Here is a 15,982-nt window from a genome sequence, read left to right as displayed (position 1 = left end):
GCGTGCGCGCCCTCTACCTGGTCGACGCCAGCCTGTACGTGTTCCGCGCCTGGCATTCGATGCCGGACGAATTCCAGGACGCCGACGGCTGGCCCACCAACGCGGTGCACGGCTTCGCGCGCTTCCTGCTCGAACTGCTGGAGAAGGAGCGCCCCGCGCACATCGCGATCGCCTTCGACGAAGCGCTGGACAGCTGCTTCCGCAACCGTCTTTACCCGGCCTACAAGGCCAACCGCGACCCCGCGCCGGAGGAATTGCGCCGGCAGTTCACCCATTGCAAGGCGCTGTGCGCCGCGCTCGGGCTGAGCGTGCTGTCGCATGGCGAATACGAAGCCGACGACCTGATCGGCAGCGCGCTGCATGCGGCACGGCCGCAGGACTTCCGTGGCGTCATCGTCTCCGCCGACAAGGACCTCTCGCAGCTGCTGGGCGACCACGACGAGCAATGGGATTTCGCGCGCGGCCATCGCTGGGGCATGGCCGGCGTGAAGGCCCGTCATGGCGTGGAGGCGCGGCAGATCGCCGACTACCTTGCACTGACGGGCGATGCGGTGGACAACATCCCGGGCGTCAGTGGCATCGGCGCGAAGTCGGCCGCCATCCTGCTCGCGCACTTCGGTGATCTCGACACCCTGCTCGCCCGCGTGGATGAAGTGGCGTTCCTGCGCCTGCGCGGCGCCGCGACCCTGGCCACGCGCCTGCGCGAGCAGCGTGAACACGCCCTGCTCTGGCGCCAGCTCACCACCATCGCGCTGGACGCGCCGCTCGGCGACATCGCCCACGGTCATGCGCGCGGCGAGGCCGACGGCGACATGCTCGCGGGGCTGTCCGACGCCTTGCGCTTCGGCCCGATGACGCGGCGGCGGCTACGGGTGGCCGCCGGCCTGGAAGAAGGCGGCCCCGGTCGCCTGTAAATCGTCATCGACAGCGGCTAGCATCGGGCCATGGACGAACACGACAAGCGCAAGGCACCGCCGCAGGTGGTCTGGTCGGGCAAATACCAGCGGATGATGGTCCGCGGCACCTGGGAGTACGTGGAGCGCGCGCATGCGGGCGGGCTGGCGGCCATCATCATCGCGGTCACGCCGGACGACGAAGTGCTGTTCGTCGAGCAGTTCCGCGTGCCGTTGCAGGCGCTGACCATTGAAATGCCGGCGGGCCTGGTCGGCGATATCCATGCCGATGAGTCCATCGAGGTCTCGGCGATCCGCGAGCTGGAAGAAGAAACCGGGTGGACCGCCGCGCATGCCGAGGTGCTGATGATCGGCCCCACGTCGTCGGGCAGCAGCAGCGAGAAGATCGCCTTCGTCCGCGCGACCGATCTGCGCAAGGTGGGCGAAGGCGGCGGCGATGGCGACGAAGACATCACCGTGCATGCCATTCCCCGCACGCGCGCCGCCGCCTGGCTGGCGCAGAAGATGGCCGAAGGCTACGAACTGGACGCGAAACTCTGGGCGGGCCTGTGGATGATCGACCACACGCTCGACGGAACGCCGCGCCTGTAACGGATCAGGAGGCCTTGACGGCGTAACCGGCCAGGCGCCAGACGCCGGCATCCTCGCGGCGCAGGGTCACGGTTTCACGATGCGGCGCGGCGGCTTCACCGAACGCCACGGAGAACTCCAGCACCGCATACGTGCCTGGCTGCCAGCGCGGCCGCTGTTCTGGCTGGTCGACGCGGACCGCCGCCCAGCGCCGATCCAGGCCGGGCCCGAGCGCGCCATGGCGTTGCGCGAGCAATGCAATGAAGGCCTCTCGGCCCATCGTGCGCCGGATCGTGTCCGACGCCGCCTCCCACAGGATCTCGTGCTGGCCCTGCTCGATCGCCTTGATGAAGCGCATGGCCGACATGCCCAGGCGGGGAATGTCGACGTCCTCCAATCCAATCCTGCCGGCCTGCGCCGACGCGGCGTGCTCGATCGTCACCACCCTATCTCCCGAAGCGGCTGGCCCGTTTCGCCGCGTACATGCGGAAGGTTCGCTCCCGCACATGCGCACCGGACACGCGCGGGGCCGCCAGCTGAATATCGGGCAACGACATGCGGGCACGCGTCATCCCGCCGCCGCGCCAAACGTTCCGCCGGCGATCCCACCTGAGCCTAAGACGTGCGCCTGACTGCCTGCTTCTTCGCTGCCCTGATCGCCATCGTCCCGCCCGCGCTGGCGCAGGCCGCTCCGCAGGATCCCTCCGGTGAGTGGCAACCCGATGTGGAGACGAACGCGCAACTACTGCAAGAGGCCGAGCGAGCCATGCCGGTAGGTGTGCGTCCGGAGCGGGGTCCGCGTCCCGGACGTGGCGGCCCTGGCGGCGCCGGTGGACCGCCTCCCGGCGGTGGCGACCGCCCGATGGGCCCGCCCCCGGGCGGCGCAGGAGGTAGGCCCATGGGCCCTCCCCCCAGCGGTGGCCGTCCCAGTCTGAAAGGCCTGCTGCCCACGCAAGGCGCCTTCGCTGCACCCGAGGATGCCGTTCTGGTGCTGCAACGGATGCGCGAAGCGGTGGTGTTCGGGACCTCGGACGGCCGCGGCGTGGTGGTCGTGCCGCTCTCAGGCACGCTGGAGCTCGCCGACGGCACGCGCGCGACGCTGCGCGATGATGGCGGCCGGCTGACGCTGCAGTTGGATATCCCGGACGGGTGTCGCGCCACGTATCGCTACACGCTGCCTGATGCGGCCTCCGGCGCGTTGCGCATCGACATCACCGTCGAAGGCGATCGCCTGCCCGGCGGCAGCGCGCGCCTGCAGCGTGCGTATCGCCGCATGAACGTCGACGTGGCTGCACCGGAGCGCGCGTCGCCATAGCGCCTGCTCAGCGCAGATACTGGTCGAAGAAAGCCAGCGTGCGCTGCCACGACAGGGCGGCCGCTGCGGCGTCGTAGCGCGGCGTCGTGTCGTTGTGGAACCCGTGGTTCACGTCGGGATAGACGTAAGCGGTGTACGACACGCCGGCCGCCTTCAGCTGTTGCTCGTACGCGGGCCAGCCCGCGTTGACGCGCGTGTCCAGCGCGGCGAACTGCAGCAGCAGCGGCGCCCGGATCCGCGACGCTTCGTCCGCGGAGGGCTGGCCACCGTAGTACGGCACGCCGGCATCGACGAGGTCCGGCAGGCGCGCCGCCAGCCGGTTGGTCACCAGTCCACCGAAGCAGAACCCGACCACGCCCAGCTTGCCGTTCCCGCGTGGCAACGCGTGGGCGAAGCGTGCGGCGGCTTCCAGGTCGGCCAGTACCTTGTCGCGATCCATCTTCGCCTGCATCTCGCGCCCGGTGTCGTCGTTGCCGGGATAGCCGCCGAGCGGATACAGCGCATCCGGGGCGAAGGCGATGAAGCCGGCCACCGCCAGGCGCCGGGCGACATCTTCGATGTAGGGATTCAGTCCGCGGTTCTCGTGCACCACCAGCACCACCGGATGGCGCCCCGGTGCGCGCGGCATCGCCAGCAGACCACGGCCTTCGCCGTGGCCGTGCGGTGCCGGGAACGTGCGGTAGACGGTGCTGATGCGCGGATCTTCCGCCGCCACCTGCGCCGCGAACGCGTATTGCGGCATCAGTGCCGCCAGCAAGCCCGCGGCCGTCGTGCCCGCAACGGCGAACTGCGCCGCACCGGCCAGGAACCCGCGGCGATCGACGCGTCCGTGGACGTAATCGTCGTACAGGTCCAGCACGCGCTGGTCGAATGTGCCGGCGGTGGCGCGCGACGATTCCATGGCGTTCTCCGGGGTGCGATGCAGGACCGTCAGGCGAAGGCGTCGGTCGCGCGCACGAGCGCGTCCACGTTCTCCGCTTCGAAGGCCGAATGTCCCGACGCCGGCGTGATCTCGAGCTTGGCCTTCGGCCAGGCCTTGTGCAGCTCCCATGCGTTGGCGATCGGGCACACCACGTCGTAGCGGCCGTGCACGATCACGCCCGGGATGTCGGCGATGCGCGACGCATCGCGCAGCAACTGGTCTTCGACCTCGAAGAATCCGCCGTTGACGAAGTAGTGGTTCTCGATGCGCGCAAACGCCAGCGCGAATTCGGGCTCTTCGTGGCCACTGACGAAATCCGCGTCGACGTGCAGGAAGCTCGTCGCGCCTTCCCACACGCTCCACGCCTTCGCCGCGGCCAGGCGCGTGGCCTTGTCGTCGGAGGTCAGACGCCGGTGGAAGGCGGAGATCAGGTCATGGCGTTCGACCGGCGGGATCGCGGTGATGTAGTGCTCCCAGGCATCCGGGAACAGGCGGCTTGCGCCTTCCTGGTAGAACCATTCCAGTTCCCAGCGCCGGAGCATGAAGATGCCGCGAAGCACCAGCTCGGTCACGCGCTGCGGATGTGTTTCGGCGTAGGCCAGGGCCAGCGTCGAGCCCCAACTGCCGCCGAACACCTGCCAGCGGTCGATGCCGAGCGTTTCGCGCAGCTTCTCGATATCGGCCACGAGATCCCACGTGGTGTTGTCCACCAGGTCCGCATGCGGTGTGGAGCGCCCGGAACCGCGCTGGTCGAACAGCACGATGCGGTACTTGGCCGGGTCGTGGAAGCGGCGCATCTTCGGGCTGCAGCCCGCGCCCGGCCCGCCATGCAGCAGCACCACGGGCTTGCCCTGCGGATTGCCGCACTGCTCGTAGTACAGCGTGTGGCGGTCGTCGACCTTCAGCGTGCCGGTGTCGAAGGGCTCGAGATCGGGGTACAGCGTGCGCATGGGCGGCAAGTCCTGGATGAAAGCGACAGTCTAGCGGCTCGCGTCTTGCCCTTCCGTTACGCGCCCGAGGGTCACACGGTCGCGTTGCTCCAGGTCGGTCTCGGTGGCGACATCGACGAAGCCAGCCGTTGTCAGCAGCGCGCGAATGGCATCACCCTGGTCCCAGCCATGCTCCAGCAGCAGCCAGCCGCCGGGCAGGAGGTGCGCCGGCGCGCCCGCCACGATCATGCGGATCGCGTCGAGGCCGTCCGCACCGGACGACAGTGCCGCCGGCGGTTCGAAACGCAGGTCGCCCTGCGCCAGGTGCGCATCGCCTTCGGCGATGTAGGGAGGATTGCTGGCGATCAGGTGGAAGCGTTCGCCCGCCACTGGCGTCCACCAGCTACCAGCGCGGAAGTCGACGTTCGTCAGGTCGTTGGCGCTGCCGTTCGCCCGAGCGATGGCCAAGGCGTCGTCACTGAGGTCGGTGGCCACCACGCAAGCCCGCGGCCGCTCGCTGGCCAGCGCCAGCGCGATCGCGCCCGTCCCGGTCCCCAGGTCGGCGATGCGCAGTGGCGTGTCGGCCGGCAGACGCGCCAGGGCGAGTTCGACCAGGCGCTCGGTTTCCGGGCGCGGGATCAACGTGGCGGGCGACACCTGCAGGTCGAGCGTCCAGAAACCACGGTGCCCCACCAGGTAGGCCACCGGCTCGCCCGCGATCCGGCGCACCAGCAGCGCCTCGAAAGCGGCCGCGTCCGCGCCCGACAGCGGGGCATCGCCATGCGCGAACAGCCAGGCCCGGTCGCGGCCGATCACGTGCAGCAGCAGTTGCTCGGCTTCGTGCCGCGCCTCCGCGCCGACCAGTCGGGTCGCGGCGTCGCGCAGGGCGTGGTCGAGACGGAGGGATGCATAGGCGGGCATGGCGCGCATGGTACCGGGCGACCGTCCCCACACGCCTGGGCATCGCCGCGGCGCACCATCATGGTGCTCAATGGCGTATGGCGCCAGAAACGCTTCGGGCGGGGCTATTGGAAGCCATACGCCGTCGCAGATGGATGACCAAGGCTGGGCGGCGCTCAGGTCCGGGGGGATCAGGACCGTTCAAGTCGCTGAAAAACCTGATCTTTGCGGAGGCCTTGTCGGCAGCACGTCCCGACTCCATTTAGTGATAGCCAGTGACTATCTATTCAATTCCATCAATCGATTTGAGATATCAATAGCCCCTGCCTACCATGGCCCCATCGCTTCACCACCCACTCCACTCACGAGGATCTTCCATGTCCCTGATCAACACCGCGGTCCAGCCGTTCAAGACCACCGCCTTCCACAACGGCGAATTCGTCGAAGTCACCGACGGCACCCTGAAGGGCAAGTGGTCGGTCCTGATCTTCATGCCGGCCGCCTTCACCTTCAATTGCCCGACCGAAGTGGAAGACGCCGCCGCCAACTACGCCGAGTTCCAGAAGGCCGGCGCCGAGGTTTACATCGTCACCACCGACACGCACTTCTCGCACAAGGTGTGGCACGAAACCTCCCCGGCGGTGGGCAAGGCCCAGTTCCCGCTGGTCGGCGACCCGACCCACCAGCTGACCCGCGCCTTCGGCGTGCACATCGAGGAAGAAGGCCTGGCCCTGCGCGGCACCTTCGTCATCAACCCGGAAGGCGTCATCAAGACCGCCGAGATCCACAGCAACGAGATCGCCCGTGACGTGTCGGAAACGCTGCGCAAGCTGAAGGCCGCGCAGTTCACCGCCGCCAATCCCGGCCAGGTCTGCCCGGCCAAGTGGAAGGAAGGCGCGCAGACGATCGCCCCGTCGCTGGACCTGGTCGGCAAGATCTAAGCCGTCCTGCGACACCGGCGCATCCGGACCACGGATGCGCCTTGCTCCAAGGACACGCATCACACCGCCTCCGGGCCACGCGCCCGGAGGTCGGCTTCCCCGACGGACGTTTGCAGCAGCGGCATGCGCCGCTCGCCGGTTCCCTCCTCCCTGACCGGCTCCCTCCCCACGGCGCATGCCGCTCCTGCAAACGCCTGACCTCCCGTTCCCCGCTTCCCTTCCCCGAATTCCCTCCACGGAGACGTTCGCCATGCTGGACGCCAATCTGAAGACGCAGCTGAAGGCCTACCTCGAGAAGGCCGTGCGCCCCATCCACATCACCGCGCAGTTGGACGACAGCGCCGGTTCGGCCGACCTGCAGGCGCTGCTGAAGGACTTGCAGGAGGTCTCGGACAAGATCCGCGTCGACGAACGGCGCGGCGGCGAGCGCACCCCATCGTTCTCGCTGACCTCGCCGGGGCATGACATCCACCTGACCTTCGCCGGCCTGCCGATGGGCCACGAGTTCACCTCGCTGGTGCTGGCGCTGCTGCAGGTCGGCGGCCATCCGTCGAAGCTGGCGCAGGACGTGATCGACCAGATCCGCGCGCTCGACGGCGAGTACCGCTTCGAAACCTATTTCTCGCTGTCGTGCCAGAACTGCCCCGACGTCGTGCAGGCGCTCAACCTGATGGCGGTGTTGAACCCGAAGATCCAGCACGTGGCGATCGACGGTGCGCTGTTCCAGCAGGAAGTCGAGCAGCGCGAAGTGATGTCGGTGCCGACCATCTTCCTCAACGGCGAGGTGTTCGGCGCCGGCAGGATGGGCGTGGAAGAAATCGTCGCCAAGCTCGACACCAACGCCGGCAAGCGCGAAGCCGAGAAGATCAGGGCCAAGGCGCCGTACGACGTGCTCGTCGTCGGTGGCGGCCCGGCCGGTGCATCGGCGGCCATCTATGCCGCCCGCAAGGGCATCCGCACCGGCGTGGCGGCCGAGCGCTTTGGCGGCCAGGTGCTGGATACGATGGCGATCGAGAACTTCATTTCCGTGCCGTACACCGAAGGCCCGAAGCTCGCCGCTGCGCTGGAGCAGCACGTGAAGGACTACCAGGTCGACGTGATGAACCTGCAGCGCGCGGAGAAGCTCGTTCCCGCCGGAAAGGACGGCTTGGTGGAAGTCCAACTGGCCAATGGCGCATCGTTGAAGTCGAAGACGGTGATCCTGTCCACCGGTGCGCGCTGGCGGCAGATGAACGTGCCCGGCGAGAACGAGTACCGCAACAAGGGCGTGGCGTATTGCCCGCACTGCGACGGCCCGCTGTTTAAGGGCAAGCGCGTGGCGGTGATCGGCGGCGGCAATTCCGGCGTCGAAGCGGCGATCGACCTGGCCGGCATCGTCGCGCATGTCACCCTGATCGAGTTCGACGGCCAGCTGCGCGCAGACGACGTGCTGCAGCGCAAGCTGCGCAGCCTGTCGAACGTGCGCATCGTGACCAGCGCGCAGACGACGGAAGTGCTGGGCGACGGCAGCAAGGTCAATGGCCTGGTCTACAAGGACCGCGTGGGCGGCGATACGCATCGCGTGGAACTGGAAGGCATCTTCGTGCAGATCGGCCTGCTGCCGAACACGGAATGGCTGAAGGGCGTGGTGGCCCTGAGCCCCCGCGGCGAGATCATCGTCGACGACCGCGGCCAGACCAGCGTGCCCGGCGTGTTCGCGGCGGGCGATGCCACAACCGTCCCGTACAAGCAGATCGTCATCGCGATGGGCGAAGGTTCGAAGGCCGCGCTGAGCGCCTTCGACCACCTGATCCGCACCTCCGCCCCGGTGGAAGCGGCGGACGCCGTCGCGGCATGATGTACCGAGCGGACGGCGCTGCCGCCCGCACCGCGGTTCCTTGAGGGAGGGTTCCGATGAATCTGCGCGACCTGAGGTACCTGGTGGCCCTGGCGGACCACAAGCATTTCGGCCGGGCCGCCGCGGCGTGTTACGTCAGCCAGCCCACGCTCTCCACCCAGATCAAGAAGCTGGAGGACGAGCTCGGCGTGCCGTTGGTCGAGCGCGCGCCACGCAAGGTGATGCTCACCCCGGCCGGACGCGATGCCGCCGACCGCGCGCGCCGCATCGTGGCCGAAGTGGAGCAGATGAAGGAAGCCGCCCGCCGCAGCCAGGATCCCGAGGCAGGCACGGTGCGGCTGGGCATCTTCCCCACGCTGGGCCCGTATCTGCTGCCGCATGTGGTGCCGCGTATCCGTGCGCGCTTCCCTGACCTTGAGCTGCTGCTGGTCGAGGAGAAGAGCGACGTGCTGCTCTCACGCTTGCGCGAAGGCAAGCTCGACGCCGGCCTGCTGGCCCTGCCGGTGACCGACGACCAGCTGCATACCGAGTTCCTGTTCGAGGAACCCTTCGTCCTCGCCGTACCGGAATCGCACGCCCTGGCGCGGCGCGACTCGCTGGCCCTGGCCGAACTCGCCGACCAGCGCCTGCTCTTGCTGGAGGATGGTCACTGCCTGCGCGAGCAGGCCCTCGATGTCTGTCGACTGTCCGGGGCGAACGAGAAGTCCGAGTTCCGCGCGACCAGCCTGGAAACGCTGCGCCAGATGGTTGCCGCCGATGTCGGCATCACCTTGCTGCCGACGCTGGCGGTGAAACCGCCGGTGGCGCGTTCGGACAACATCCACCTGCTCGGCTTCAGCGATTCGCACCCGAGCCGGCAGATCGCCATGGTGTGGCGCAAGAGTTCGGCGATGAGCGATTTCCTGCTGCAATTGGCGGGCGTGTTCCGCGATCTGCCGCCGGCCCTGTTCGAACCGGAAACCGGTGGCGCGCAACCGCCGAGCGGACGCCCCACGCCGCGCGCCCGCGCGGCTTGAACCCTACCGCCTTCCGGGCTACGGTAAGGCTGCAAACAGGATACCGATGGGCGGCGCGGCGACGCGTCGCCCATTTCCTTTTGCGCGACCCAACCCACACGGAGACCACCGATGAACCACACCCGCACCAGCGGCCTGCCGCCCTCGCTTCCCCCGCTCGTGGTGTCCAGCCGCGATCTCTCGCGCCTGGAGGCCTTGCTCGATACGCCCGTGCTGCGCCGGCACCCGGCCGCGCTGGCACTGATGGACGAACTGAACCGCGCCGACGTGCGCACCCCGGACGACATGCCGGACAACGTGGTGACGATGCACTCGCGCGTGGCGTGCGAGGACGAACTCACCGGCGAACACCATCGCCTGACTCTGGTGTATCCCCACGAAGCGAACGTCGAGACTGGCTTGGTCTCCGTGCTCGCACCCGTCGGCAGCGCGCTGCTGGGGCTATCGGTGGGGCAGACGATCGATTGGCAGGCGGCCGGCAACCGGCCTTTGCGCCTGCGGGTCACCGCGATCGAGTACCAGCCGGAAGCGAGTGGCGATCTGCATCGCTGATTGTTTGCTGGATCGACACGCGGACCGTGGCGTCGGCGGATTTGCTGACGCTCCAACGCCAGCGCTCGCAGCGATTTTTATGTGTGGTGGGGGATGGTGCCGCTCGCCGCGGGGGCCCTACTTTCTTTGCTTGTGCAAAGAAAGTAGGCAAAGAAACACACCCCAGGCGGCACGCCCTCCGCGCTTCGCGCTTCGGGTCCGCGAGCGGGCCGGGAATTTTCGTAAGGCACATCCATGTGCCATACGAAAACGCCGTCATCCATGACGGCGCCCTTCGGGTTTTACCCGGCCCACTCGCCGTGCCTCATGGGGCCCGAAAGCAAGCAAAGGCAAATGCGGCCGGCCCCGAAGCTTCTACTTTTGCTGTTGGGCCCCCTGAGGTCCGGCAGTCCTGGCGGGTAAAACCCCCGTAGGGGGGCGCACAGGACGTGCGCCGTTTTCGGCCAGGGCAGGATGCCCTGTCCGTAGTTCCCGCCGGGATTGCGAACCCGCCGCGCAGCGGCGGGCGGACCGCCGGGGTGTGCTTTCTTTGCCTACTTTCTTTGCACAAGCAAAGAAAGTAGGGCCTCCGCGGCGAGCGGCACCATGCGTGGAAGAAGAAGAGAGCGACCCCGGAGGCCATGAAACCAGAGGCCCATCGGAATTGTGGTGAGAACAAGGAGTTCGAAGACGCTGCCTTCGTTACCCCTCACCCCAACCCCTCTCCCGAGGGGAGAGGGGCTAGAACCACGTGACCACGGCAATCGAACCTCTCTCCGCTAGACGCCGAACCACGCCGAAACAAAGCCAATTTCCGCCACCCGCAACAAGCCTTCGCGTCGAGGGACAGGGCATACTTCCCCTCCCCATCCTTTGCCCGCCGAGCCATCGCATGAACTCCCCCGCACCCACCAAACTCCAGCAACTCCGCGAGCTGTCCGTGGTCGTCGCCGACACTGGCGATTACGACGCCATCAAGCGCCTCAAGCCGGTGGACTGCACCACCAACCCCACCCTGGTGAAGAAGGCGCTGGACTTGCCGGTCTACGCCGACCTGATCGAAGAGCAGCTCGCCTGGGCGCGCGCGCAGGGCGGCGGCGAGGCGCTGGTGGACGAGGTCGTCGATCGCCTGACCGTGGGCGTCGGTGCGCGGCTTGCGGGCCTCATCCCCGGCCGTGTCTCCACCGAAGTCGACGCCGACCAGGCCTACGACACCGCCGCCACCGTCGCCAAGGCGCGCAAGTTCGTGCAGATGTACGCCGACCAGGGTATCGGCCGCGACCGCATCCTCATCAAGGTCGCCTCCACCTGGGAAGGCGTGGAAGCCGCGCGCGTGCTGCAGGCCGAAGGCATCGACTGCAACCTCACCCTGATCTTCAATCCGACCCAGGCGATCGCCTGCGCCGAAGCCGGTGCGTTCCTGATTTCGCCGTTCGTGGGCCGTATCCTCGACTGGTACGTCGCCAACGGACAGGCGCCGGCGACCATCGACGAAGACCCGGGCGTGGTGTTCGTGCGCGGCGTGTACGCCGAGTTCAAGCGCCGCGGTTCCCCCACCGTGGTGATGGGTGCCTCGTTCCGCTCCACCGCGCAGATCGAAGCGCTGGCCGGATGCGATCGCCTGACCATCTCGCCGGACCTGCTGGAGAAGCTGGACCAGGAACACGGCGATCTGCCGCGCAAGCTGTCGCCCGGTGCGGTCGAAGCCGTGACCGCCTCGCCGGTCACGGCGGAGAGCTTCGCGGCTGCGATCGAGGCCGATCCGATGGCGAAGGAAAAATTGGCGACCGGTATCGACGCCTTCGCCAAAGACCTGGCCGCGCTGCGCACGACCATCCGCGAGAAGCTCACCGCGTGAGCCTGCGCACCCTGCTGGTGATCGGCATCCTGATCTGCCTGGCGGGGTGGTGGTTCTCCGACAACCGCGTGGGGCCGAAGGCCCCCGCGTCAGCCGGCGACCTGACCCTCGCCTGCCCGTTGCCGCCGCGCGTGGCCTCGGGCGAGCCGCCGCTGCAGACCGACGTTCCGGGCAGCCTGGCGCCGTTCGCCCTCGAAGCTGCCACCCTGACGCCGCTTGCTGGCTTCAGCGTGGAAGCGCGCGTGCTGTCGCGCGAGGACTATCGCAGTGGACGCGAGTCGGACCTGTCCCCAACCGACCTGGCGCTCGGCTGGGCGCGCATGACCGAAGACGCCGTGATCGACGCGCTCGACATTCGCCAGTCCTCGCGCTGGTATCGGTACGAATGGAGCGACCAGCCGCCGCTGCCTCCCAGCGAAATCGTTCGCAGCAGCGCCAACATGCACATGATTCCCGGCAGCGACAGCGTCGCGCAGGCGCTGGCCGGCGTGCACAAGGGCGAGCGCGTGCGCATCGACGGTTGGTTGGTGGAGGCGAACGCCGGAGACGGCTGGCGCTGGCGCAGTTCCACCCGCCGCGACGACACCGGCGCTGGCGCCTGCGAAGTGGTCTACGTGTGCGGCATCACCCGACTTTAGGAAGAGGCTCTCGTGGGAGCGACGTCAGTCGCGACGACGCGGCCAGCTCAGGCAGCTTCGCGACTCACGTCGCTCCCACGACGACTTTCCTCAGACGTCCAGCCCGATTGGGCAGCTCACGCCCGTCCCGCCCAAGCCGCAGTAGCCGTTCGGGTTCTTCGCCAGGTACTGCTGGTGGTAGTCCTCGGCGTAGTAGAACGCCGGCGCCGGGTACACGATTTCGGTGGTGATGCCGCCATAGCCCGCCGCGCGCAGCGTCTGCTGGTACGCCTGCAGGCTGGCCTGCGCCGCGGCCTGCTGCTCGGGCGTGTGGCAATAGATGCCGGAGCGGTACTGCGTGCCCACGTCGTTGCCCTGGCGCATGCCCTGGGTAGGATCATGGCTCTCCCAGAACACCTGCAACAGCCGTTCGAACGAGACCTGCGCCGGGTCGTAGACCACCTTCACCACTTCGTTGTGGCCGGTCTGACCAGAACAGACTTCCTCGTAGGTCGCATTCGGCGTGCCGCCCCCCGCATAGCCGACGGCCGTGGTGTACACGCCGGGCAGCGTCCAGAACTTGCGTTCCGCACCCCAGAAGCAACCCAGGCCGAATTCGACCTGCTGCAAGCCCTCGAACGCGTCGCGCAGCGGCCGTCCGTTGACGAAGTGGGTGTTGTGCAGCGGCAGCGGCGTGCTGCGGCCCGGCAGGACGTCTTCTGCGCGCGGCATGCGCTGCTTGTAGGCTCCGATACCCAGCATGGCGAACCTCGTGTGTCGGTGGAAAGCGGATCAGGCCGGCAGGATGCCCAGGCCTTCGTCGTCGCCTTCCGAGATGGGGCCATCGGCGCCGGAATCCAGCCCCAGCCCGCGCACGATGCCCTCGGCCTCAGGGAACGCAGTGTCCGGGACGCAGACGCGCAGCACGCCGAACAGCGGCAGTTCGCCCATGCCGCCCAGCAGCGACTCCCCGAACACGAAGGTGGGGATGCCCACCTCTTCAAGCGCATGCTTCACCAGATGGGCGTCGAACAGGTTGTCGGCCAGGTAGACCACGCGCATGGATGTGTCCTCCTCGGCCAGCCTACACCCGCTCCGCCGGGAACGGCCTGCGCAGGGCCTCGGTGGCCGGCACCGATTCAGGCTCGATCGCGGCCGCGTCGCGCCATTCCCGCATGGCCGGCAGCGCGAACAACGCGTCCATGTAGCGGCGCGCTTCGACATCCACCGGCACGCCGTAGCCGTCGAAGCGGATCGCCACTGGCGCATACATCGCGTCGACGATGCCGAAGTCGCCGCACAGGAAATCGCCATCACCACCCTGCGCGGCACGCAGGTCGCGCCACAACGCCTGGATCCGATCGATGTCGCCCTGCGCCGCGGCGTCCCAGCGGTAGGCATCCGGCGTGCGCCGGCTGTTCATCGGCAATTGCGTACGCAGCGCCGTGAAGCCGGAATGCATCTCCGCCGCGGCTGCCCGCGCCACCGCGCGCGCGGCGCGGCCCTGCGGCCAGCCCTTGCCATCGAGCCAGCGCTCGTTGGCGTATTCGCAGATCGCCAGCGAATCCCAGACGTGTACCCCGCCATCGTGCAGGGCTGGCACCTTGCCGGTCGGGGAGTGGCGCGCGACCTCCGCGGCGAACTGCGGCGTGTCGAGGGGCAGGCGGATCTCTTCGAAGGCCACGCCGAAATGCCGGAGCAGCAGCCACGGGCGCAGCGACCAGGACGAGTAGTTCTTGTTGCCGATGACCAGGACCGGGAGGCTCATGCGGGGGCTCGATGCGTGCAGGCCGTTCAGGATAGACCAGCCCGAGCGCCAGACCGGCTAAACTGGCGTTTTTCCACGCCTCTCGCCCCGATGTCCGACGCTGCCGCTCCTTCCGCCCCCCTCGCTGACGATGCCGCCCCGGAAAAACGGGACTTCATCCGCCAGATCGTGCGTGAGGACCTGGCCACCGGCCGCCACACCGCCGTGAAGACGCGTTTCCCGCCGGAGCCCAACGGCTACCTGCACATCGGCCACGCCAAGGCGATCTGCCTGGACTTCGGCATCGCCGGCGAGTTCGGCGGCGTCTGCAATCTGCGTCTGGACGACACCAATCCCGCCAAGGAAGACCCCGAGTACGTCCGCGCCATACAGGACGACGTGCGCTGGCTGGGCTTCGACTGGCACGACCTGCGCCACGCCTCGGATTACTTCGAGGTGTTGTACCTGGCCGGCGAGAAGCTGATCCGCCAGGGCGATGCCTTCGTCTGCGACCTGAGCGCGGACGAAGTGCGCGCATACCGCGGCACGCTGACCGAACCGGGCCGCAACTCGCCGTACCGCGACCGCAGCGTCGAAGAGAACCTGGACCTGTTCCGGCGCATGCGCGCGGGCGAGTTCCCGGACGGTGCGCGCACGCTGCGCGCGAAGATCGACATGGCCAGCGGCAACATCAACCTGCGCGACCCGGCGCTGTACCGCATCAAGCACGTCGAGCACCAGAACACCGGCAACGACTGGCCGATCTACCCGATGTACGACTACGCGCACTCGCTGAGCGATGCAGTGGAAGGCATCACCCACTCGCTGTGCACGCTGGAGTTCGAAGACCATCGCCCCCTGTACGACTGGTGCGTGGACAAGGTGGACCTGGCCGGTTCGCCGGAGCTGATCGCGCCGCTGCTGGCCAAGGGACTGCCGAAGGAAGCGAGCAAACCGCGCCAGATCGAGTTCTCGCGCCTGAACTTCAACTACCTGGTGATGAGCAAGCGCAAGCTGCTCGCGATGGTGGAAGACAAGCTCGTCGACGGCTGGGACGACCCGCGCATGCCGACGCTGCAGGGTATCCGCCGTCGCGGTTACACGCCGGCCGCGCTGCGCCTGATGGTGGACCGCGTGGGCATCAGCAAGCAGAACTCCTTGCTCGACATTTCCATCCTGGAAGGTGCGCTGCGCGAAGACCTGGATGCCTCCGCGCCGCGCCGCATGGCCGTCATCGACCCGGTGAAGCTCGTGCTGGCGAACCTGCCTGACGACCACGAAGAAACTCTGACGTTCTCCAACCATCCGAAGGACGAGTCCTTCGGCCAGCGCAGCGTGCCGTTCTCGCGCGAGCTGTGGATCGAGCGCGAGGATTTCGAGGAAGTGCCGCCCAAGGGCTTCAAGCGCCTGACCACGGGCGGCGAAGTACGCCTGCGCGGCGCCGGCATCGTGCGTTGCGATGAAGTGATCAAGAACGAGAGCGGCGAGATCGTCGAGCTGCGTGGCTGGCTGGATCCGGAATCCCGTCCCGGCATGGCCGGTGCCGAGCGCAAGATCAAGGGCACCATCCACTGGGTCAGCGCGAAGCATGCGGTCGAAGCGGAAGTGCGCCTGTACGACCGCCTCTTCAGCGTGCCGAATCCGGACGACGATACCGAAGGCAAGACCTACCGCGATTACCTCAACCCCGACTCGCGCCGCACGACCACCGGCTATGTGGAACCGGCGGCCGCCGCGGCCGCGCCTGAGCAGTCGTTCCAGTTCGAGCGGATCGGCTACTTCGTCACCGATCGGTACGACCACACGCCGGAGCGTCCCGTGTTCAACCGCAGCGTCACCCTGCGCGATACCTGGGCGACGAAGGCTTGAGATACGTTTCACCGGC

17 protein-coding genes are annotated in these 15,982 nt (G+C 67.9%); 10 read left to right on the top strand and 7 right to left on the bottom strand.

The genetic code is table 11. The annotated features are described in order from the left end of the window. Positions 1-59: 59 nt before the first annotated feature. Positions 60-914: a 5'-3' exonuclease gene (locus AC23D6_RS05015; RefSeq protein WP_487752574.1), complete on the top strand. Its 855-nt coding sequence runs from the start codon at positions 60-62 to the stop codon at positions 912-914. A gap of 30 nt (positions 915-944) precedes the next feature. Then, positions 945-1,505, top strand: coding sequence for an NUDIX hydrolase (locus tag AC23D6_RS05010; protein WP_487751717.1), 561 nt, complete (start codon positions 945-947; stop codon positions 1,503-1,505). 4 nt (positions 1,506-1,509) lie between these two features. Here AC23D6_RS05010 and AC23D6_RS05005 read toward each other — a convergent pair whose 3' ends face one another. Beyond that, positions 1,510-1,926, bottom strand: a complete 417-nt coding sequence (locus tag AC23D6_RS05005) for a DUF4019 domain-containing protein (protein ID WP_487751716.1) — start codon at positions 1,924-1,926, stop codon at positions 1,510-1,512. Between the two features lie 456 nt (positions 1,927-2,382). Here AC23D6_RS05005 and AC23D6_RS05000 point away from each other — a divergent pair, with 456 nt between their 5' ends. Then, positions 2,383-2,799, top strand: coding sequence for a hypothetical protein (locus tag AC23D6_RS05000; RefSeq protein WP_487751715.1), 417 nt, complete (start codon positions 2,383-2,385; stop codon positions 2,797-2,799). Between the two features lie 7 nt (positions 2,800-2,806). Here the strand turns inward: AC23D6_RS05000 and AC23D6_RS04995 are convergent, their stop codons facing one another. From AC23D6_RS04995 to prmC, 3 genes are read right to left on the bottom strand one after another with little or no spacing between them, the layout of a single operon-like run. Beyond that, positions 2,807-3,700 (bottom strand): dienelactone hydrolase family protein, encoded by an 894-nt coding sequence (locus AC23D6_RS04995; RefSeq protein WP_487751714.1) that lies wholly within the window; start codon positions 3,698-3,700, stop codon positions 2,807-2,809. A gap of 29 nt (positions 3,701-3,729) precedes the next feature. After that, positions 3,730-4,671, bottom strand: a complete 942-nt coding sequence (gene pip / locus AC23D6_RS04990) for a prolyl aminopeptidase (RefSeq protein ID WP_487751713.1) — start codon at positions 4,669-4,671, stop codon at positions 3,730-3,732. A 30-nt stretch (positions 4,672-4,701) separates the two neighbouring features. Then, positions 4,702-5,571: a peptide chain release factor N(5)-glutamine methyltransferase gene (gene prmC / locus AC23D6_RS04985; protein ID WP_487751712.1), complete on the bottom strand. Its 870-nt coding sequence runs from the start codon at positions 5,569-5,571 to the stop codon at positions 4,702-4,704. A gap of 356 nt (positions 5,572-5,927) precedes the next feature. Here prmC and ahpC point away from each other — a divergent pair, with 356 nt between their 5' ends. The 6 genes from ahpC (at position 5,928) to AC23D6_RS04955 (ending at position 12,371) form a co-directional block, all read left to right on the top strand. Continuing rightward, the gene (gene ahpC / locus AC23D6_RS04980; RefSeq protein ID WP_142125842.1) at positions 5,928-6,491 is read left to right on the top strand and encodes an alkyl hydroperoxide reductase subunit C; all 564 of its coding nucleotides are present in this window, start codon (positions 5,928-5,930) and stop codon (positions 6,489-6,491) included. Between the two features lie 250 nt (positions 6,492-6,741). After that, the gene (gene ahpF / locus AC23D6_RS04975; RefSeq protein WP_487751711.1) at positions 6,742-8,328 is read left to right on the top strand and encodes an alkyl hydroperoxide reductase subunit F; all 1,587 of its coding nucleotides are present in this window, start codon (positions 6,742-6,744) and stop codon (positions 8,326-8,328) included. A 56-nt stretch (positions 8,329-8,384) separates the two neighbouring features. Continuing rightward, positions 8,385-9,344 (top strand): DNA-binding transcriptional regulator OxyR, encoded by a 960-nt coding sequence (gene oxyR / locus AC23D6_RS04970; protein ID WP_487751710.1) that lies wholly within the window; start codon positions 8,385-8,387, stop codon positions 9,342-9,344. 111 nt (positions 9,345-9,455) lie between these two features. Then, positions 9,456-9,896 (top strand): nucleoside diphosphate kinase regulator, encoded by a 441-nt coding sequence (gene rnk / locus AC23D6_RS04965; protein WP_487751709.1) that lies wholly within the window; start codon positions 9,456-9,458, stop codon positions 9,894-9,896. An 871-nt stretch (positions 9,897-10,767) separates the two neighbouring features. Then, positions 10,768-11,733, top strand: coding sequence for a transaldolase (locus AC23D6_RS04960; protein WP_487751708.1), 966 nt, complete (start codon positions 10,768-10,770; stop codon positions 11,731-11,733). Further along, a complete protein-coding gene (locus AC23D6_RS04955; RefSeq protein ID WP_487751707.1) occupies positions 11,730-12,371 on the top strand; it encodes a hypothetical protein in 642 nt (213 codons plus the stop codon). The genes AC23D6_RS04960 and AC23D6_RS04955 overlap by 4 nt, the downstream gene beginning before the upstream one ends. A 90-nt stretch (positions 12,372-12,461) precedes the next feature. Here AC23D6_RS04955 and msrA read toward each other — a convergent pair whose 3' ends face one another. The 3 genes from msrA to AC23D6_RS04940 are packed head-to-tail and all read right to left on the bottom strand — an operon-like array spanning position 12,462 to position 14,118. After that, complete coding sequence (gene msrA / locus AC23D6_RS04950) at positions 12,462-13,112, bottom strand: peptide-methionine (S)-S-oxide reductase MsrA (RefSeq protein WP_487751706.1); 651 nt, start codon at positions 13,110-13,112, stop codon at positions 12,462-12,464. A 30-nt stretch (positions 13,113-13,142) separates the two neighbouring features. Beyond that, the gene (locus tag AC23D6_RS04945) at positions 13,143-13,412 is read right to left on the bottom strand and encodes a putative signal transducing protein (RefSeq protein ID WP_487751705.1); all 270 of its coding nucleotides are present in this window, start codon (positions 13,410-13,412) and stop codon (positions 13,143-13,145) included. A 22-nt stretch (positions 13,413-13,434) separates the two neighbouring features. Beyond that, positions 13,435-14,118 carry a glutathione S-transferase family protein gene (locus AC23D6_RS04940; RefSeq protein WP_487751704.1) on the bottom strand — a complete coding sequence of 228 codons (684 nt, stop codon included), beginning with the start codon at positions 14,116-14,118 and terminating at the stop codon, positions 13,435-13,437. A gap of 90 nt (positions 14,119-14,208) precedes the next feature. Here AC23D6_RS04940 and AC23D6_RS04935 point away from each other — a divergent pair, with 90 nt between their 5' ends. Then, entirely contained in the window at positions 14,209-15,966 is a 1,758-nt protein-coding gene (locus tag AC23D6_RS04935; protein WP_487751703.1) for a glutamine--tRNA ligase/YqeY domain fusion protein, read from the top strand. Positions 15,967-15,982: the final 16 nt, after the last annotated feature.

This window comes from Pseudoxanthomonas sp. G3 (assembly GCF_057654715.1).
The sequence above is the reverse complement of the archived record's forward strand: the minus strand, read 5'-3'. Positions and strand labels throughout refer to the sequence as shown.